Origin of the sequence: Methylobacterium sp. W2 (assembly GCF_020662345.1) — a bacterium.
GTDB lineage: Bacteria > Pseudomonadota > Alphaproteobacteria > Rhizobiales > Beijerinckiaceae > Methylobacterium.
On record NZ_VMOA01000061.1, the window covers coordinates 1 to 18,243 of the forward strand.

27 protein-coding genes and 1 tRNA gene are annotated in these 18,243 nt (G+C 65.9%); 26 read left to right on the plus strand and 2 right to left on the minus strand.

All coding sequences use genetic code 11. The annotated features are described in order from the left end of the window. The first annotated feature begins 361 nt into the window (after positions 1–361). From FPV16_RS23695 to FPV16_RS23720, 6 genes are all read left to right on the plus strand, one after another. The gene (locus FPV16_RS23695) at positions 362–1,117 is read left to right on the plus strand and encodes a hypothetical protein (protein WP_227440988.1); all 756 of its coding nucleotides are present in this window, start codon (positions 362–364) and stop codon (positions 1,115–1,117) included. Positions 1,118–1,379: 262 nt separating this feature from the next. Then, on the plus strand, positions 1,380–2,048 hold the full coding sequence (locus FPV16_RS23700) for a phage antirepressor KilAC domain-containing protein (RefSeq protein WP_227440989.1): 669 nt from the start codon (positions 1,380–1,382) through the stop codon (positions 2,046–2,048). A gap of 10 nt (positions 2,049–2,058) precedes the next feature. Then, entirely contained in the window at positions 2,059–2,322 is a 264-nt protein-coding gene (locus tag FPV16_RS23705; protein ID WP_227440990.1) for a hypothetical protein, read from the plus strand. Positions 2,323–2,392: 70 nt separating this feature from the next. After that, entirely contained in the window at positions 2,393–2,764 is a 372-nt protein-coding gene (locus FPV16_RS23710) for a hypothetical protein (RefSeq protein ID WP_227440991.1), read from the plus strand. A gap of 53 nt (positions 2,765–2,817) precedes the next feature. Then, positions 2,818–3,510: a transcription termination/antitermination protein NusG gene (gene nusG / locus FPV16_RS23715; RefSeq protein WP_227440992.1), complete on the plus strand. Its 693-nt coding sequence runs from the start codon at positions 2,818–2,820 to the stop codon at positions 3,508–3,510. 142 nt (positions 3,511–3,652) lie between these two features. Further along, positions 3,653–3,729, plus strand: a tRNA-Met gene (locus tag FPV16_RS23720). On the opposite strand, the gene FPV16_RS23725 is transcribed toward FPV16_RS23720, so the two are convergent. After that, positions 3,730–4,347: a BRCT domain-containing protein gene (locus tag FPV16_RS23725; protein ID WP_227440993.1), complete on the minus strand. Its 618-nt coding sequence runs from the start codon at positions 4,345–4,347 to the stop codon at positions 3,730–3,732. 104 nt (positions 4,348–4,451) lie between these two features. Here FPV16_RS23725 and FPV16_RS23730 point away from each other — a divergent pair, with 104 nt between their 5' ends. The 20 genes from FPV16_RS23730 (at position 4,452) to FPV16_RS23825 (ending at position 17,728) form a co-directional block, all read left to right on the plus strand. After that, entirely contained in the window at positions 4,452–4,787 is a 336-nt protein-coding gene (locus FPV16_RS23730; RefSeq protein WP_227440994.1) for an HNH endonuclease signature motif containing protein, read from the plus strand. Between the two features lie 178 nt (positions 4,788–4,965). Beyond that, positions 4,966–5,562, plus strand: coding sequence for a hypothetical protein (locus FPV16_RS23735; RefSeq protein WP_227440995.1), 597 nt, complete (start codon positions 4,966–4,968; stop codon positions 5,560–5,562). Next, the gene (locus tag FPV16_RS23740) at positions 5,559–7,298 is read left to right on the plus strand and encodes a terminase large subunit (protein ID WP_227440996.1); all 1,740 of its coding nucleotides are present in this window, start codon (positions 5,559–5,561) and stop codon (positions 7,296–7,298) included. Before FPV16_RS23735 ends, FPV16_RS23740 begins: the two co-directional genes overlap by 4 nt. A 9-nt stretch (positions 7,299–7,307) precedes the next feature. Then, positions 7,308–7,505 (plus strand): hypothetical protein, encoded by a 198-nt coding sequence (locus FPV16_RS23745; protein WP_227440997.1) that lies wholly within the window; start codon positions 7,308–7,310, stop codon positions 7,503–7,505. A 35-nt stretch (positions 7,506–7,540) separates the two neighbouring features. Beyond that, positions 7,541–8,839: a phage portal protein gene (locus tag FPV16_RS23750; protein ID WP_227440998.1), complete on the plus strand. Its 1,299-nt coding sequence runs from the start codon at positions 7,541–7,543 to the stop codon at positions 8,837–8,839. Next, positions 8,836–10,038: a S49 family peptidase gene (locus tag FPV16_RS23755; RefSeq protein WP_227440999.1), complete on the plus strand. Its 1,203-nt coding sequence runs from the start codon at positions 8,836–8,838 to the stop codon at positions 10,036–10,038. Before FPV16_RS23750 ends, FPV16_RS23755 begins: the two co-directional genes overlap by 4 nt. A 97-nt stretch (positions 10,039–10,135) precedes the next feature. Next, the gene (locus FPV16_RS23760; protein ID WP_227441000.1) at positions 10,136–11,482 is read left to right on the plus strand and encodes a phage major capsid protein; all 1,347 of its coding nucleotides are present in this window, start codon (positions 10,136–10,138) and stop codon (positions 11,480–11,482) included. A 77-nt stretch (positions 11,483–11,559) separates the two neighbouring features. Then, positions 11,560–12,045, plus strand: a complete 486-nt coding sequence (locus tag FPV16_RS23765; protein ID WP_227441001.1) for a hypothetical protein — start codon at positions 11,560–11,562, stop codon at positions 12,043–12,045. 72 nt (positions 12,046–12,117) lie between these two features. Beyond that, positions 12,118–12,825, plus strand: coding sequence for a hypothetical protein (locus FPV16_RS23770; RefSeq protein WP_227441002.1), 708 nt, complete (start codon positions 12,118–12,120; stop codon positions 12,823–12,825). Positions 12,826–12,863: 38 nt separating this feature from the next. Beyond that, complete coding sequence (locus FPV16_RS23775) at positions 12,864–13,292, plus strand: hypothetical protein (RefSeq protein ID WP_227441003.1); 429 nt, start codon at positions 12,864–12,866, stop codon at positions 13,290–13,292. Positions 13,293–13,382: 90 nt separating this feature from the next. Next, a complete protein-coding gene (locus FPV16_RS23780) occupies positions 13,383–13,649 on the plus strand; it encodes a hypothetical protein (RefSeq protein WP_227441004.1) in 267 nt (88 codons plus the stop codon). 200 nt (positions 13,650–13,849) lie between these two features. Next, the gene (locus FPV16_RS23785) at positions 13,850–13,993 is read left to right on the plus strand and encodes a hypothetical protein (RefSeq protein ID WP_227441005.1); all 144 of its coding nucleotides are present in this window, start codon (positions 13,850–13,852) and stop codon (positions 13,991–13,993) included. Beyond that, positions 13,993–14,646, plus strand: coding sequence for a hypothetical protein (locus FPV16_RS23790; protein WP_227441006.1), 654 nt, complete (start codon positions 13,993–13,995; stop codon positions 14,644–14,646). Before FPV16_RS23785 ends, FPV16_RS23790 begins: the two co-directional genes overlap by 1 nt. Then, positions 14,643–14,972, plus strand: a complete 330-nt coding sequence (locus tag FPV16_RS23795; protein ID WP_227441007.1) for a hypothetical protein — start codon at positions 14,643–14,645, stop codon at positions 14,970–14,972. The genes FPV16_RS23790 and FPV16_RS23795 overlap by 4 nt, the downstream gene beginning before the upstream one ends. Next, entirely contained in the window at positions 14,972–15,652 is a 681-nt protein-coding gene (locus FPV16_RS23800; RefSeq protein ID WP_227441008.1) for a hypothetical protein, read from the plus strand. The genes FPV16_RS23795 and FPV16_RS23800 overlap by 1 nt, the downstream gene beginning before the upstream one ends. 4 nt (positions 15,653–15,656) lie before the next feature. Beyond that, positions 15,657–16,076 carry a phage tail terminator-like protein gene (locus FPV16_RS23805; RefSeq protein WP_227441009.1) on the plus strand — a complete coding sequence of 140 codons (420 nt, stop codon included), beginning with the start codon at positions 15,657–15,659 and terminating at the stop codon, positions 16,074–16,076. 11 nt (positions 16,077–16,087) lie between these two features. After that, complete coding sequence (locus FPV16_RS23810; RefSeq protein ID WP_227441010.1) at positions 16,088–16,309, plus strand: hypothetical protein; 222 nt, start codon at positions 16,088–16,090, stop codon at positions 16,307–16,309. A gap of 64 nt (positions 16,310–16,373) precedes the next feature. Continuing rightward, positions 16,374–16,856: a phage tail protein gene (locus tag FPV16_RS23815; RefSeq protein WP_227441011.1), complete on the plus strand. Its 483-nt coding sequence runs from the start codon at positions 16,374–16,376 to the stop codon at positions 16,854–16,856. Between the two features lie 45 nt (positions 16,857–16,901). Next, on the plus strand, positions 16,902–17,339 hold the full coding sequence (locus tag FPV16_RS23820; protein ID WP_227441012.1) for a hypothetical protein: 438 nt from the start codon (positions 16,902–16,904) through the stop codon (positions 17,337–17,339). Between the two features lie 44 nt (positions 17,340–17,383). Further along, positions 17,384–17,728 (plus strand): hypothetical protein, encoded by a 345-nt coding sequence (locus FPV16_RS23825; RefSeq protein WP_227441013.1) that lies wholly within the window; start codon positions 17,384–17,386, stop codon positions 17,726–17,728. A gap of 3 nt (positions 17,729–17,731) precedes the next feature. On the opposite strand, the gene FPV16_RS23830 is transcribed toward FPV16_RS23825, so the two are convergent. After that, on the minus strand, positions 17,732–18,142 hold the full coding sequence (locus FPV16_RS23830) for a hypothetical protein (RefSeq protein WP_227441014.1): 411 nt from the start codon (positions 18,140–18,142) through the stop codon (positions 17,732–17,734). Positions 18,143–18,243: the final 101 nt, after the last annotated feature.

Genomic DNA, 18,243 nt, shown 5'->3' on the forward strand with positions numbered 1-18,243 from the left:
GCCACCACCCCGGATTCCCCCTCGGAAGCTGACGCTTCCTCTGCCCCCCAGGGGGCTCGGGTCAGGGGGACGCGGTTGCCGGTCGACTTCGGCACGAGGCCCGAGGCTCGGAAGGCCTGCGAGGAGTTCGGCCTCACCGGTCGGGCGATCGACGAGGCGCTGGCCGAGTTTCACGATTTCTGGGTCGGCGTGCCCGGCGTCCGCGGCACCAAGCTCGATTGGGTCGCGACCCTCAGGAACCGCCTCCGAGAGACGAACCGGCGGCAGGCCCCGGCCCGCGCATCGCCGACGACCGAACGCGGTAACGGCTTCGGCCACCTAGCAGCCCAGAAACGCGCAGCACGTCAGTCGGAGGACGCCCATGACCACGCTACCGAGCGTCACACGGATCGCACCGTTCGTCCCTCTGACCCGCGAACAGCGGGATCGCCTGACGGCGATGCGCGAGGCGGCTACGGCGACGGCCCCGGGCAAATACTCGATCTCGCAGCACGGCGCGCCTACGGCTGATGAGCGCGCGTGGCTGGAGCCGTACCGGGCCGAACTGCATCAGTTGCTGCGCCCCGGCACTCGTCGCGAGATCGACGACCGGATGCACGTCTTCCTCGGCGGATTCTCGCAGCTCAAATCTCTCGACGACGAGAGCGCGGCGATGATGCTGGAGAACTTCGTCGAGGCAATGGAGGACCTACCGATCGAGGTGGTCTCCCGCACCTGCAAGGCCTGGAACCAGAAGAAGATCAAGGGAGTGGACTACCGCTTCCCGCCGACGCCGCCTGAGTTCCGGGGTGCGGCCGATGACATCATGGCTCTGCTCCGCGTCGAGCGTCGGGACGTCGAAGTCGTGCTGTGCGCCCTGCCGGCGGCCGAGCCGCAGCCAGGACCGACGGACGAAGAGCGCGAGGCCTGCGCCGCCGCCGCCGCCGATCTCGTCAAGGGCATCGCTGACGCGGGCGCCAAATTGGACGCGGAGCTCAGCGAGGCCAGCGCCACGGCCGGCCGGATTGAGCAACTGGCCTATGTCCGCCGGTTCCAGGCAGCGGAGGCCGAGCGCAAGGCGCGCATCGCGATGCTGGCTGCATCGGAGCCCCCGCCTGCAATTACTGCGCCTGCATAAGAACGGGAGTGGAACATTCGAACCATCGCCTGTGGGGACAAGCCCTCGCATTGGTTTGCAGACGCGGGCGATTTCCCCAGAGTGAAACGACTACCGGCGGCGGGGCCCAAGCCGGCAAGCACCAAGCCCCGCCGCCTTCTCCGACCCCTCGTTTCAGCGAGGGACCAGCGACCACCACGAAACTGAGGGTTTCGAGATGACCGGACCGAGCAATAACACCGAACTGAGCCTCGCCGCGACAGGTGGAGGAGTGCCATTGACGATGTCCAGTCAGGAGATCGCCGAGCGCACCGGCAAGCGGCATGCGGACGTGATGCGCGACGTGCGCAGCATGCTTGACCAGCTCGGCGCGAACGAACGCAGTTTTGCGTCGGTCTACCGGGATGCGAAAGGCGAGAGCCGCCCATGCTTCAGCCTGCCAAAGCGAGAGTGCCTTACGCTGGTATCGGGCTACAGCGTGGCCCTGCGCGCCTCTATCATCGATCGCTGGATGGAGCTCGAGAGCGCAGGTGCCGCCTCTCGGCCGGTCCTGGACCCCTCGGACCCGAAGGTGATGCTCGCGGTGTTCGGACACCTGCAGAAGCAAGTCGAGGAGAAGGATCAAATCATCGCCGCACAAGGCACGCAGGTGAAAGCGCTGGAGCGGCTGGAAGGCGCCGAAGGTTCCATGTGCCTCACCGATGCGGCGAAGACCTTGGGCGTAGGCCGCGATGCTCTGATCGCCCGGATGCAGGCCGAGCGATGGATCTTCAAGCGGACGGGCAACAAGAACTGGCTCGCCTACGATGACAAGCGCCGTACGGGCTACATGGAGCACGACGACCACCTGTATCTCGACAGCCAGAAGCGGGAACGGGTCTCAACGCGGGCGCTGGTGACGGCGAAGGGCCTCGTGCGCCTCGCCGAGATCCTCAGCCGGCCGCTGCATTGAGGCCGGGCGCATGCTCCCATCTCCGCACATCACCGACCACGCTCTCCTTCGCTGGATGGAGCGCGTTCATGGGGTCGACATCGAATCCTGGCGCCGGCTGATGCTGGACGACCTGCGCGATGCCTTGGATGCCCATGACGGGCGCCACGTCCCCGGCAGGGCGGCCTTCATCCTCTCCCCCACCGGCGAGAGCGTGGTGACCGTCATCGGCGCAGAGCAGGCGCCGAGCCGTCACCAGAGCAGATCGATCGCGGTGGCTCGGGCTGTCGCCTGAGCCACCCTCATCGGATCCAAGACGCGAAAGGAATCAAGCAATGGGACATAGCGAACAGGCAATCGGGTGCGTGGCGCTTTCGGTTACCACCTTGGTTGCTGCCGCTCATGGCGCGAGCCGCGCGGCCGGCTGGTGGCACGATACGAAGACCGGCGAGCTTTACGAGCTCACCCCGGCGATCGTCGCTCAGAAGCTCATGCTCATCGTGAGCGAAGTCAGCGAGGCCATGGAAGGCCATCGCAAGAGCCTCATGGACGACAAGCTTCCGCATCGGCCGATGATGGAGGTGGAGCTCGCAGACGCCATGATCCGCATCGCCGATCTTGCCGGACGCCTGGGCTTCGACCTCGGCGGCGCCGTTGCCGAAAAGATGGCGTTCAACGCCGTCCGGCCAGACCACAAGCTCGAGGCCCGGCAGGCAGCGGGCGGCAAGGCCTACTGATCTGCGCAGTCACCAGTCCCCCATCCTCTCGTAGCGTATCGAGGATCGACATCATGACGAACAAGCAGCGCCGAGCCCAACGCCGCCAGCGGCAGCGGGAGAAGCAGATGAAGGCGGTCAAGCGGTCGACGGCCGTCAACATGCAGACGGTCCGCGCCGGCGCGCACACGGCGGCACGCGAGCCGATGGAGCGCTTCGAGGTGGGTCACGACCGGTCCTGGTACGTCATCCGCGCTTTGCCGCGCTGGGCCAATCGTGCGGCCGAACAGATCCGGGAATCCGGCACACCCGTGTTCGAGGCACGCGAGGCGGTGCGGCTGGTCTCGGAGATCGGCAAGGTGAGGGTGGCGCTGGTGCCCGTGCTGCGCCGCCTGCTCTTCATCGGCGTCCAGGACTGGCATGAGCTGAAGCACGTGGAGAGCCACCCCGGCGTCTACGACGATGCGACCGGCTACCGCCGCAGCGGCATCGTCGAGCGTCCTGGCGGCGGCCACATGGTCATCGCCCCAAACGACCTCCAGAACTTCGCGGACAGCATTACCGGCCACGGCGGCGATAAGGACGAGGCCTGTGGGTTCCTCTACGCCATCGGCCAAGCCGTGAGAGTGACCGACGGGCCATTCGCGTCGTTCAACGGCACCGTGGAGGAAGTCGACGAGCGAACCGGGCGGGTAAAGGTCGCCGTCAGCATATTCGGACGCTCTACGCCTGTGGAATTGCAGCAGAAGGCAGTAGAGGCAGCTTGACTTCGCGCGCGCGCGCGACATTGTAGCGGACAGGATATCCCGTCAACGGCGATAGCGCGGCGCGCAGTCTGGCCTTTTCGGTGACCCGGCCCACGTCCTTGAGGCGAGGCGCCGGGGTTGTTGTCCCAAAATCACCTCTCGACGTGGCGTAGCGCAGTCCGGTAGCGCGCCAGGCTCATAACCTGGAGGTCCTCGGTTCGAATCCGAGCGCCGCAACCATCATCGGCCATTCATCTGTTCAACCCAGTGCGCTTCGCCAACGATGTTGATTGGCTTTCCCTTGGTTCGCAGGTCGACGGCTTTCTCTATCTTTCGCCCAAACGAGGACTGCTTCCAGCTTTCCGTCGCATACGCGCCGACCACGAGATAGCGGGTTGCTGCCGTCAGGCTACCCGGCACTGCACCGAGCGCCAGCGCCGCCTCCTCACAATGCTTCCGCTGACCGAAAGCGAAGGTGCCCGTAAAGCAGATGGGCGATTCGTGGAAGACCATCGAAGGGAATGGGCTGCAGAACGGAAGGCTGGTCGATTTGGTCAGTTCGCCCTTCTCAAAGTCGCCGCCAGCGAACGCTGATAGCGTCGACATCAGGTCTTTGGCCTCATCCTCATCGACGATGCCGTCGGCCAGTACATCATTCACGCGGTCACGAAGTAGGCGGACGATAGGGTTTGCCGTGATGTGAACGCGGGCCTCAAGCCACTTCTGAAGGTACTCGACCTCCGCTTGAGAGACGGTGCCATCGGCGATGATGCCGTGAGCGATGCCGATGACTTCGGCGACTTGACGGTCGTCTATGCGCTCGGCGCCTACGCGGTTGTAGAAGGCATCAGTCGTCACGGGACGCTCCCTGGGTGGTCGCTATGATGCGACTATGACGCGAGATGCGCCGGACCCTCAACCGACCAGCAAGACCTGCCTCCGTCAAGATCGATAGGCTGACGATGGCCCGCCTCACCACCCTCAGGCCTCGCCTCGGAACCCTAGACACCCGCACGGCCATCCCGGCACCGAAGGTAGCCGACGCTGAGCTACTGACACCCGAGCACGCAGCTTGGCGCCAAGAGGTGCTGAAGCGGGCAGGGTGGAAGTGCCAATGGCCTGGATGCACGGCGCACGGTAGGCGAGCTGGCGTCCGGCTCTACGCTGACCACATCGTCGAGAGACGTGATGGCGGCGACCCGCTGGACCCACGCAATGGGCAGGCGCTCTGCCCCCCTCACCACGGGCGCAAGACCGCCGCTGAGCGGGCGCGGCGCATGGGAACGACACAGGCCTAGGCGCGACGCGCGATGCCTTCCCTTGGCGATCCTGGCTGACCCTAGCCCATCCCTCGGCAGGGAGGGGGGGGTCGAAAGTCCTCCGGTCTAAGGGCCGGCTACCGCATGGGATCGCATTCGCAGATTTTTTCCTGGTGGGTCGTTTTGGTTGGTGCGGAGTAGTGCGGACATAGCAGTCATGGGAAAGGCAAAAAAACCTATCGACTGGACTGGTGTCGAGCGCGACTATCGCAAAACTGAGTTGTCCGTCAGAGAGTTATCCCGCTGGTACGGGTGTGATGAGAAGGCGATCCGGCTGCGTGCGAAGGCTGGCGAATGGGTTCGCCCCGGCGCGAGTGCTCCGCAGCCAACTCCGCAGGATCCGCAGCCACTGGCGGACGCCGTTGCCCCGATTGTCGAGCGGATCCGGACGAAGGAAAGCGCCGAGCCCGTGAGGCCTGAGGCCATCCTCGATCGGGGCCGCGATCTCGTCGTCCGCATGATGGACGAGCTCGAGGTGACCACCTCCTACATCGATGAGATGGAGGAGCAGATCCTCGCGGACACGAAGGGCAAGAACGACGGCCCGCGGCGCGAGGCAATGCTCAAGGCGGTGAGCCTGTCCACCCGGGCGGGCACGCTGAAGAACCTCGCGCTGGCTGCGAAGACGCTGGCCGAGGGCAATGTGCCCGACGGCAAGAAGAAGCAGCGCCAGGCCGGCGCAGATGAATCCACGTCAGGCGGCGGGAAGTTCGCACAGCGCAACGGTCCGCGTCTGGTCGCCAGCAACCCATGACCGAACGCCCCGAGTGGACGACCGCATGCCCCGACTGGGAGAAGCGCATCGTCGCTGGTCGATCGCTGATCCCGTTCAAGCCGCTGTTCCCCGGGGCGGCGGCCGATGCCTTGGCGGTCTTCAAGGCGCTTCGTGTCGTCGACCTACCCGGCAAGCCGACATTCGGTGAGGTGAGCGAGCCCTGGGTGTTCGATTTCGTGGCTGCCATCTTCGGCGCCTACGACGATGAAACCGGGCAGCAGCTGATCCGGGAGTTCTTCCTCCTCATCTCGAAAAAGAACACCAAGTCGACCATCGGCGCCGGCATCATGCTCACGGCGCTCATCATCAACTGGCGGCATGAGGAAGAGGTGCTGATCCTCGCGCCGACGATCGAGGTCGCGCAGAACAGCTACAAGCCGGCCGCCGCGATGGTGCGCGCGGACCCAGAGCTCGACGCGGCGCAGGGGGAGGGCGGCTTCCTCCACGTCCAGGACCATCTGAAGACCATCACGCATCTCAGCACCCGGGCGGCGCTGAAGGTGGTCGCGGCAGATACGGACACGGTGTCGGGCAAGAAGGCCGGCCGCATCCTGATCGACGAGCTCTGGATCTTCGGCAAGCGGCCGAAGGCGGACGCCATGCTGAGAGAGGCCACCGGCGGCCTGGTCTCGCGGCCCGAGGGGTTCGTCATCTCGCTCTCGACGCAGAGCGACGAGCCGCCGGCCGGGGTGTTCAAGGCGAAGCTGGACTATTTCCGCAACGTGCGGGACGGCAAGGTCAAGGATCCGAAGAGCTTCGGCCTGCTCTACGAATTTCCAAGGACGATGGTGGAGGCGAAAGCCTACCTCGAGCCCGACAACTTCTACATCACCAACCCCAACATCGACCGGTCCGTGAGCCGGGAATGGCTGGAGGACGAGCTCCGCAAGGAAGAGGACAAGGGCGAGGACACCCGCCGGACCTTCCTCGCCAAACACCTGAACGTCGAAATCGGTATGAACCTGCGGGCCAACCGCTGGACCGGTTCCGAATTCTGGGAGCAGCGCGCCGACGCGGCTCTGCGATGCTTGCCGGAGGATGCGCGGGCCGGCCTGCGAGCCCTCTTAGACCGGTGCGAGGTGGTCACGGTCGGGATCGACGGCGGCGGCCTCGACGATCTGTTCGGGCTAACGGTGCTGGGCAGGGAGAAGGGGACGCGCGATTGGCTCGCCTGGACCCACGCCTGGTGCCACGTCGGGGTGCTGACGCGGCGCAAGTCGATCGCGACGAAGCTGCAGGGCTTCAAAGCGGCCGGCGAGCTGACCATCGTCGACGACGAGCTCGGCGACATCTCCGCCATCGTGGAGATCGTGTCGGACGTGAAAGAGCGCGGGCTTCTCGCCTGTGTGGGCGTCGATCCGGCCGGCCTCGGCGAGTTCATTGAGGCCATGGCCGAGATCGGGGTGACGCAGGAAGCGAAGCTCCTCGTCGGCGTGCCCCAGGGCTACGGCATGATGAACGCCATCAAGACCGCAGAGCGAAAGCTCGCGAACGGCACGCTGCGCCACTCCGGGTCGACCCTGATGTCCTGGGCCGTGGGCAACCTGAAAATTGAGCCGACCGCCACCGCCATTCGGGCGACGAAGCAGAATGCCGGCGACGCGAAGATCGACCCTGTGATGTCGTTGTTCGACGCGGTGGTGCCGATGTCGCTGAACCCCGAGCCCGTGAATACGCGCTCCGTCTACGAAGATCGCGGCCTGCGGGTCGCCTGAGGAGGCGGCATGCAGCCATCCGACGAGCGGCCCGCCGCTCAGCCCATCACCATCTCGACGCAGATCTTCCGTGAGGTCATCGGGGCTCTGGGTGCAGGCCTCGCCGGCTATGGCGCGTGGCTTCACTATCAACCGGCTGGGTTCATGGTTGGCGGCGGCGTGCTGGTTGGGCTCGCGGTCGTCGGGACGCTCCGTGGGAACGGGTGATGAGAGGCCTGTTCTCTGCGATGCTCGGAGGCGGGATGAATGCCGCCGCCGAGCGCGACGTTGCATCTTGGGAGCCTGACGACGATCGGTGGTATGGCGAGGCTGGCGGCTCGGCCACCTTCACTGGAAGGCGCGTGACGCCGGACATCGCCCTGCAGTTTTCGGCCTTCTACGCAGGCACGCACCTTCTGGCGAAGACCCTGGCTTCGCTACCCCTGCGGATGTACCGGAAGGATCCGGCGACCGGGAAAAGCTATGAGGCTCCCGAGCATCCGCTGAACGACCTGCTGGAGTACCAGCCGAACAGGTGGCAGACGGCTTGGGATTTCCGAGCCATGCTCATGATGCACTTGGTGATGCGCGGGAACGCGTACGCCGAGATCATATCGGGCCCCCGAGGGTTCGCGGATCGCCTTGAGCCCATCCATCCGGATCGCGTGACGGTCGATCGCCTTCCCGACCAGACGTTGCGCTACACGGTCTCCGAAGAAAACGGCAGGTCTCGGCGCCTGCTTCAAGACGAGGTGCTTCACCTTCGGACCGCGTTCGCCCCCGGCTTAGTGGGCATCGGTCCGATTGCCCACGCCCGGCAAACGGTTGGCCTCGCCCTCGCGACAGAGGAGCATGGCGCTCGGCTCTTCTCGAATGGAGCGCGGCCTTCCGGCGTCATCACCGTGCCGAAGGGATGGAGCGACGAGGCGTTCAAGCGCTTCAAGGAGGATTGGCGCCGGACGTATAACGGCCTCTCAAACGCCGGCGGCACACCCATCCTCGAGGATGGCGCTGAGTTCAAAGCGATCAGCTTGACGGCTGAGGACGCACAGTTCCTCGCGACGCGCCAGCATCAGATCGAAGAGGTGTGCCGCTGGCTCGATGTGCCGCCTGTGCTGGTGCATCACGTGACGAAGACGACGTCCTGGGGATCAGGCGTCGAGGCCATCATGCTGGCCTTCGTGAGAAACAATCTGAAGCCGTGGCTCGATTGCTGGACGCAGGCAATCCGGCGCGACCTCATCCTCGCTCCGCGGCTCTATGAGGCGCGGTTCGATATTGAGGATCTGATCCGGGGCGATTCAAAAGCCCAGGCTGAGTTTTTCAGCCGCCTCGTCCTCAACGGCGTCTTGACCCGGAACGAGGCCCGCGTCGCCCTCGGCTACAACCCGCTGCCCGGCCTCGACGAACCCCTGCAGCCCAATACGGGCGCCACCTCGGACAAGCTGCCAGGCAACGGCGGCGGAGAGCCGAACAGCGCTGCCCTGCTTGGCCACAACGGCGGTCCTCCCCTTGAGGAGGCCGACGCACCCGCCACGCAGGAAGAGGAGCCCGACGAATGACGAGCCGCTTCCCACACCTCCGTTCGGCCCTGATGTCTCAGGTCTGGGCCATGGACCCGGTCTGGCACTCGCTCATGGTTGAGATGATCGAGAACCGTGCCGAGGGCATCGTCATCACGCCTGAGCAGGTGAAGGAGCGGGCCGGGCGACATTCGCAGCTCGCCGACGGGCTGCTGATCGCGGGCGTCGATGTGCCGAACGGCATGACTGCGATGTTCGAGGTCAGCAGCTCGGGCCGCATCTACGCCGCCCGCGGCGGGTCTTCTCGCGTGGCCGGCGACGCTGAGCCGGGAAGTCTGGTCGCGGTCATCAATGTGATGGGCGTCGTCGCGCATCATGCCAGCCAAGTCGACAACATCAGCGGTCCGGGCGGGACTTCGACGGCCCGCGTCGGACAGAGCTTCGATGCGGCCATGGACGACCCGGCAGTGAAGGCCGTCGTGTTCCACATCGATTCTCCGGGTGGCGGCGTGGCGGGCGTTCAAGAGCTGGCCGACAAGATTTTCGCCGCGCGCGGGCGGAAGCCGATCATCGCGCAGGTGAACAGCACCGCGGCGTCGGCCGCCTACTGGATCGCGGCGCAGGCTGATGAGGTGGTCGTGACGCCGAGCGGGCAGGTGGGCTCAATCGGCGTCTACGGCTCGCACCGCGACATGTCGGCCGCCGCAGAGAAGGCCGGCATGAAGGTGACCTTCTTCGCCTACCCCCCGCAGAAGGTTGACGGCAATCAGTTCGCGCCACCCTCGGCAGAGTTCTCCGACAAAGCCATGGCCGACGTGAAGACCGTCTACGGACAGTTCGCTAGTAGCGTCGCTCGCGGTCGCGGCGTGAAGGCCGCCGATGTCGAGGCCGGCTTCGGCAAAGGCGGTGTCGAGCTTGCGGGAAGCGCGCTGAAGCTTGGCATGGTCGATCGCATCGCCACCATGGAAGACACGCTGCGCCGCGTCTCTCGCATGAAGGTGCCGCCGTCTGGAGCACGTGCCGACGCCGGCACAGATGCCCTCCGTGTCGAAGCCGGCTCGGATGAACAGGATGGCGCCGACGGCGCCGAAACGCCTGCTCCGGAGGATGCTCCCCCGGCAGCCGATGAGCCGCCAGCCCCCATCGAAGACGCTGCCGCCAACGCGGCACGCCAGGCTGCCGACGAGCGCGATGCGTTCCGCCGCCGGCGCCACGCCTTCCGCTCTCGCTTCGGCTGAGCGGCACCCCTTTCCGAGATGCGCCCCACGAGCCGCCGGGCCGTGGGCAGACTATCCGCGCCCATGATCGCCCGGCGAGTTCAAGGAAAACCTGATCATGTCCATCAAAGCACTTCGCCAGAAGCGCGCTGACCTCCACAAGGAAGCGCAGAGCGCCTTCGACCTCGCGGCAAATGAGGCCCGAGGCCTGTCTGCGGATGAATCGTCGCGCGTGGACGCCATCGAGACCGAGCTCGCTGCCCTCGACAGCGATATCGGCCGCGTAGAGCGGCACATGGAGCGTCAGCGCGCAATCGGCGGCTCTGCAGACGAGAATGAGGCGGCGGACCGCCGTAGCGCTGGCGACCGCCAACAGGGCGCCGGCTTCTCGTCCCTCGGCGAGCAGATGCGCGCAATCATGGTCGCTGGTCGCCCGGGCGGCCAAGTGGATCCACGCCTACAGTCGTTCGGCGATATGTCGGCCGGCCCGACTGGCATGTCCGAGGGCATCGCAGCGGACGGTGGCTGGCTCGTCCAGTCCGACTTCGCCAACGACTTGATCAAGGCGACCTTCGAGGGCGGCCAGCTCGCCTCTCGCGTGCGCAAGATCCCGATCGGCCCGAACTCCAACGGCATCCGCGCCAACGGCGTCGACGAAACCAGCCGCGCCAACGGCTCACGCTGGGGCGGCGTCCAGGCTTTCTGGACCGAAGAGGCCGGACTGAAGCGCGAGAGTCGTCCAAAGTTCAAGCGCATCAGCATGGAGCTGACCAAGCTCGTCGGCCTCTGCTACGCGACCGACGAACTGCTGCAGGACACCACCGCCCTCGCAGCCTGGATCGACCAGGCGTTCGAGGAGGAGTTCGTGTTCCGCATCGAGGACGCGATCATGAACGGCACCGGTGCCGGCATGCCGCTGGGCTACCTCAACAGCGGCGCCACCATCGTCGTCCCGAAGGAGGTCGGTCAGGGCGCCAACACCATCGTCGCGCAGAACATCCTCAAGATGTGGGCTCGCATGCCCGCGGCCTCGCGCAAGAACGCGGTCTGGATCGTCAACCAAGACGTCGAGGTCCAGCTTTTCCAGCTCATGCTGCTGGTCAAGAACGTGGCTGGCACGGAGAACGTCGGCGGCCTTGCCTTCCCGCAGGTGACCTACGTCCCGCCCGGTACGAACGGGAACGAGTACGGCACGCTGATGGGTCGCCCGGTGATTCCGCTCGAATACGCGGCAACTCTCGGCACGGCCGGCGACATCCAGCTCGTCGACCTGACGCAGTACCTCGCGATCGACAAGGGGCCGATCCAGAAGGCCTCCTCGATCCACGTCCGCTTCATCTACGACGAGACCTGCTTCCGCTTCGTCTATCGGTTCAACGGCATGCCTGTGTGGCAGCAGCCGATGACGCCGTACCGCGGCACCACCACGCAGTCTCCCTTCGTCACGCTCGGTAACCGCGCCTAAGCGGCCCTACCCGTCGGCGGGGCTCAGGCCCCGCCGGCTCACCCTCACGATCCATTGCCTTCGCTGGGAGAATAGCGATGCCCAAGTCCAACTTTGCGACGGCCGTGAAGGTCGTCGAGCTTCTGCCCGCTGCCGCCGATGCGGCCGGTCGGTCTTCCGACATCATCAGCCTCAAGAACGCGACCTTCGCCACGATCCTGGTCTCGCTCACGCAGGGCAACGCTGCGCCTGTCACGCTCACGCTGATGCAGGCGCAGGACGTGGCCGGCACCGGTGCCAAGCCCTTCGACAAGCCGATCCCGATCTGGGCGAACCTCGACACCGCAGCGAGCGACACCCTCGTTCGCCAGCCCGACGGCGTGTCCTACGCCAGCGGTGCCGCCGTGAAGAACAAGCAGGTCGTCTTCCATATCGACCCTGCCCAGCTCGACGTGAACGGCGGCTACAAGACGGTCTTCGTCACCACGAGCGCGTCGAACGCGGCCAACCTCAACAGCATCCTCGCGATGCTGGAGGGGCACCGCTACCAGGCTGCCACGCTCCCCAGCGCGATCATCGACTGATCCGCGACGCCTCCGGTGGGCCAATGGCTCACCGGTGCTTTGCCCTGTCGCCTGACCCTTGGGAGCAACCCTATGTTCGTGAAGCAGCTCATCGGCCGGATGGCCAACACCGTCGTCGAGATGCCGTTCGCCGCCGCCACTTCGAACATCGCCGCAGGCACGTGCATGCTCGCGACGGAGGATGAGGTCGCTGCGGCTGGCCTAGAGATGCGCCCGACGACCATCTCCGCCGAGCCCGAGGTTCTTCCGGCGGGGTATCGTACGGAGGTGACGGAAGTCGGCGGGTTCGATCTTTTCGACGCTGGCGGCGTGCGGCTCAATCAGGAGCCATTCGCCAACATGCCAGCGCTACTCTCGTTCGCCCACGAGCGGGCTGCTCTGATGGCCCCGGTGGCCGTCCTGATCCCGCTGAGCCAGATCCCCGGCGCTGAGCCGGCGCTCATCAACTTCGCCGATTATCGCTTCGAGCCGGCAGAAGGCGGGGGCTACTTCCTATTCGACCCCGCCGGAGTCCAGCTTGGCGCCGATACGGTCGCCGATGAGGATGCGGCCCGGCTTGGCCTTCGGCAGCATTATGCCGCCGCGCGCGGACTGACGTTGGAGGAGCTCGAGGCCGAGGAGGCGGGCCCCGGCCTGCAGTCCACGATCGCAGTGCCGGATGACTGGCGCTCGCTCCACCATACGCAGAAGCGCGCCCTGGCTCAGCGTATCTCCGGCGAGCCGGTCGGCACCGCCGCTGCCGCCGAACACATCATCGAAGAGTACCTGACGCGCCCCTGAAGCGCGTCGCCTTCCCTCTGGCCGGTTGAGTGCACGCCATGCGCCTGATCAGCACCGTGATGTTGGGGCTACTGCTTGCGACCGCCGTCGCAGCCCAGGGTCAGCTGTCCAACGGCTACGAGGCCGTGCGCAGCGACCCGGTGCCCACGCTTGCTATGCCGTTCATTCGGTCCGGCGCGGGCGACCCCATCATCTTCAGCGGCATCACGACCACGGCGAAGCAGTTCACCCTCGCGAAGCCGGCGGACGCGACCTCCTATCGCTTTGTGAACCCGTGCAACGTCGATGTCCGGATCCGGAAGGTGGCGAGCCTGTCGGAGAGCGTGACGCTCACGACTGGCACCCGGTTCCTAGCGCGCTCATCGGAGACGCTGGGCACGAGCCAGCCGACGTTCGTCTCCATCATTGCTACCGCCGCGCCGACCGGCGAGTGCGCCCCTGAACTTCAATATGGGCGGGGCGGCTGATGCGTGTCCTCTGGCTTCTCGCCTGCCTGTCCATCGGCCTGATCTCTCCGGCCGAGAGCAACCTCCGCGCCGCCAGCCCTATGATGGGCGATGGCGTTCAGCGTACCGGCCCGGCCGGTCCCCAGGGCGATCCTGGTGCTGTTGGGCCGCAGGGTGATCCGGGCCCGTCAGGCGTTGCCGGTCCGAAGGGAAACACGGGCAATGCTGGACCACAAGGCAACACAGGTTCTCCGGGCGCAGCGGGTGCTGCTGGCCCCACGGGTGCCACCGGGGGAACAGGCCCGCAGGGACCGGCTGGAATTGCAGGGCCTAAGGGTGACACTGGCGCTCCGGGACAGCCGGGAGCCTCGGGACTGAAGGGCGATACCGGCGCGGCCGGTCCTACCGGTTCTCAGGGTGCGGTTGGGCCCACTGGCCCCGCCGGCGCCCCGAAGCGCGTCGAGCGCTACACCGCCACCTCGAGCGCGAGCCTGACAGCTCCAGTAGCCACGTTCACTTGGACGCCGTGCACATCGGCGGCCGACGTCGACATCATCCCCACGTGGTCCGGCAATCAGATGATCGTCGGCGGTGTGACGGCTCAGACCCTGTCGGGCGCCACCGTCGCGGTGAAGCGCTCGAAAGGCACCCTGCTTTTGACGGACGGGCCGTTTGAGCCTGCGCCGTCCACCCCCGTGACCATCAGAGTGATCTGCAACTGATGAGCGTCACCGTCCTCACTCCGGCTGCGCAGAAGCGCCTCACCACGGCTGCGAACGCGCGCGGAGATCTCGGCCTGCCTGCCGGCTCCCCCGCAGATGCTCAGCTGGAGCGCTGGATCGACCAAGCCTCGCAGCAGGCCGCCTCCTACTGCCGGCGCGTCTTCGGTCGGGAGAAGGTGCGCGAGCGGGTCAATCTCTGCGGCTACCGCACGGATGATGGTGGAATCCTCCTCGACCGCGGGCCCATCGTTCGTATCCTCGGCGCCTTTGTCGATGGCGTCACCTACGCCCCGGAGGCCTTTGAGGTCGTCGGCGGGCGCGAAGTTTTCCTGACCCTGGCGGGCGAGCGCACATGCTGGCGCGGTTCGCGGCTGGCGATCGAGTACGAGGCCGGGTGGCTGCTCCCGGGTGAGCCGAAGGAGGTCAACGGCGTTGCCGCCCTCGCCGAGGATCTGCCGGCCGACATCGAGCGCGCAGTCATCCAGCTTGTGGGGGTCGCGGCGTCCATGTCGGGTCGGGACGTGACGATCAAATCCGAGGACGTCGAAGGCGTGGGCAGTCGCGACTTCTATGTTCAAGGCGCGAGCGCCACCCTTCCTCATCCCGAGGCCGAGGCGATCTTGTCTCAGTATCGTAGGATGCTGTTCGCGTGACGCCCTCTGGCGCCATCGCCATGCTGGATCGGCAGATTGCCGCCCATGGGCAGCCCGTGACCCTGAAGCGCCTGTCCCCGGCCTTCTCTGGCGATCTGAGGGTCTTCTTCAGGGGCTACAAGCCCGATGAATTGGCCGGTGGCATCCAGCAGGGCGACAGCACCGCCGTCCTCTCGCCGACCGGCCTCTCCAGCATCTCCTTCCCAGGCCTGCCCAAGGTCAACGACAAGCTGACGGTGTCAGGCCGGGTCAGGAATATCCAAGCGGTCGAGCCCGTCGAGATCGACGGCGTTCTGGTTCGTGTGAACCTTTGGCTCCGTGGCTGATGGCAGCGCGCACGTCGGTTCGCCTCGAGCCGCTGGCCCGCGACATCGCCCTGCTCATCGACGAGGAGCTTTCGCCGGCGGCGCAGGCGCAGAAACTGACCGAGGCCGCTCGCGAGGCGCTTCTCGACGCGCAGGGCACCAACCGCCAGGCTCTCGGCTACGTCCCGGACCACGACACCTTCATCGACGGCGGCAAGCGCTCAGATCTCAGCGGTGTCCGCGCGAGCAGCATCATCACCTTTGAGTTCCACCTCCTCATCGACGTCATCCAGTGGGTGGACGAGCAACTCATCATCCACTCTCCGGTCAAGACGGAGCGGTTCGCTCGAAGCCACGTCTGGTTCGCTGACAACGTCGAGATGGATCCGCTCAATCCCCCGCCGGCCGAGTCGTACATCGTCCTCAATGAGCAGCCCTACACTCGGAAGATCGAGAAAGGGCTGAGCCCGCAGGCTCCAGACGGTGTCTACGAGGCCGTGGCGACCCTGGCGAAGCGCCGGTTCGGCAACATCGCCTACGTCGGGTTCAGCTTCCGATCGTTTCCGGGCGGTGCGGTCGGCAAATGGGCGGACAGCGCCTCCGCCGCGAAGCTGGCCAAGGACGTTCGAGGCGGGCGTCAGAGCCAGCACCGCGACTGGCTGACCCGCCAGCCGTGCATCTACATCGATCCAGGGCGCTGACCTCATGCCACAAAAAGCCGTGGTCGACGCCGTGGAGGCGCGCCTTGCCGCGTGCTGGTCCCAGACGCCCGTGCTCGGGATCAACCTGACGGGTGAAACACCAGAGGACGGCGGCAGCTTCGTCCAGGTCCAGTACCCGGTCGCCAACGTCTCGCAGATGGACCTGGCCGGCACCCTCTACCGCGAGGACGGAGCGATCCGGCTCATCCTCAACGTCCAGCGCGGCGCCGACGTAGGGCCCGGCCTCGCGATCGCCGACGATTTGGCCAAGCTGTTCCGGGGCCGCAAGTTCGCTGGCGTCCAGACCTTCGCGCCATCCTCACCGGTCATCGACGATCGGAACGAGGAGGGGATGTATTTTAGCCTCTCCCTGGCGGTCCCCTACCAGTTCGATTTCACCGACGCGGGCGGCTTCTACGCCTGATGGAGCGAGCCATGCCGAACATCACCAACAACACCCGTCAGACCATCGACTTCGTCGTGGGCGTCAGGGACGGCGCTGCGCAGACCGACTCCGTGAAGGCCGGCGAGACCAAGGCCATCGACGTGAAGTCGGACGACCCGAAGCTCGGCGCCTACCGCGCGGCTGGCGCCATCACGATCAACGCGAGCAAGGCGCTGCAGAAGGCCGCCGCCGAGATCGCCAACCGTTCCTAATCCCGCCGCTGCGGGCCTCTCCACCGATCCCGGCCCGCCGCGGCCTGACTTTTAGGAGCACACCATGGGCGACATCACCACCGCGAGCGGTGCCAAGGTTTTCATCGGCCCGGTCACCACCTCTGCTACGGACACGGCCTCCGAATATGCGGCCCTGACCTACACGGAGATCGGCCTCGTTGAGACCCTGGGAGAGTTCGGCGACGAGGCGGCTTCCGTGAACTTCACGGCGCTCAACGATGCCCGCGTTCGCAAGGCCAAGGGCTCGCGGAACGCCGGCACGCTGGCGCTGACCATTGGTCGTGACCCGACCGACCCCGGGCAGATCGCCCTGGAGGCCGCTCAGGCCACGAATTTCAAATACGCCTTCAAGGTGGTCTACCCGGATCGCCCGAACCCGACCGGCACCGACACGATCGAATATTTCCGGGCGCTTGTGATGTCGAACCGCCGGAACGTCGGCAACGCCGACAACGTGATTAGGGTAGCTTACCCCCTCGATATCGACTCTCCCATCACGACCGTCCCGGCGACCACGGGGACCTAACCCAGCGCGTTGCTCCCCGCCTCCCTCCCTCTTTCTCGGTGACCCATGAAACTGACCAGCCTGAAGATCGACGCGGCACGCGCAGAACGCGGTGATTGGATTTCGGGCATGCCCGGCATGGGCGATCTGCGCGTGAAGGTCCGCGGCTTCGGCAATACGGACTATCAGGCGGCCATCGCTCGCGAGCAGTCGAAGGTCTCTCGTGAGGACCGTCTCGATGGTCGCGCCGGCGGCCGCATCAAGCCGGCCGTGCTCGACGCTATCATGTCCCGGTGCATGGCTGAGGCCATCCTGATCGATTGGGACGGCCTCACCGACGACGAGGGCGCCCCCATCACCTACTCGCGCGAGCGAGCTGCCGCCTTCCTCGCAGATCCGAACCTTCTCCCGTTCCGTGACGCTGTGGCTTGGGCTGCGAATGTCGTGAACGAAGTCGAGGTCGATCGCGTCGAGGGCGCAGTGGGAAACTCTGCGAGTGCCTGAGGTGGCACCTTGATTGGGCGCCAAAGGCAAAGCACCTCGCGCGGTTGGAGCGTGAGGGCAGGGAGCTGCCAGAGGGCTATCTTGACCGCCCTCTGATCGACACGGGCCTCCAGTTCTTCTGGCACGCCTTCTGGGAGCTGACGACTGATCGACATCTCGGCTTCGGAGCCGAGGGGCGAATTCCTTCCGCCGCCATTCACCAGTTCGCCCAGCGCCACTCCATCGTGGAGCCCGACGACTTCGCTTGGTTCCTCGGCGTGATCCGGGCGATGGATAGCGAGTACCTGGGCCTACGAGCCCCGCGCGAACTTACCAACCAGACCCCGATGACAGATCTGGCCGGCATTCGCGGCCTGCTTCGACGGCACGCGAAGAAGGTTGAGGAGTAGGGTCTATCCGCGGCGCGGCTTCTTTGCCGATGCGACCGCCGGCTTGGAACAGTCGTAGACAAACTCCCATTGCGGATTGATGAGCAGGTAGCCGTCGAGGATGCGGCAGCCGTCGCGGCCGGTGTTCATGAGATAGGTCTCCGCGGCCTTCTGGAAACGGGGCTTGGGCGGCGCTGCATCTACGGCGTAGAGGGTGAGCCCCTTAATCGCGCCCTGGCCAGCGGCCGCGCTGAGGCTCGACGTCACCATCATCTTGCCGGTCGCGGGCTTGTCGAACACGCGGTAGGTGTCATCCCCTTCGACGAGCACCTCCTTCACCTCGATATCCTTGTAGTTTTCGAGGACGTAGCTGACGCCGGAACACCCGGCGAGCGTGAGTGAAATAGCGACGAGAGCGGATGCGCGCGCGAACATGACGATATCCCGATGAGGCGGTTTGCATTCATCGGGCCTCCTGCATCTCAAAGATGTAGCGCGCTGGCCACAATCCAGCCCAAGTTTTCGCGGGCGAAGCG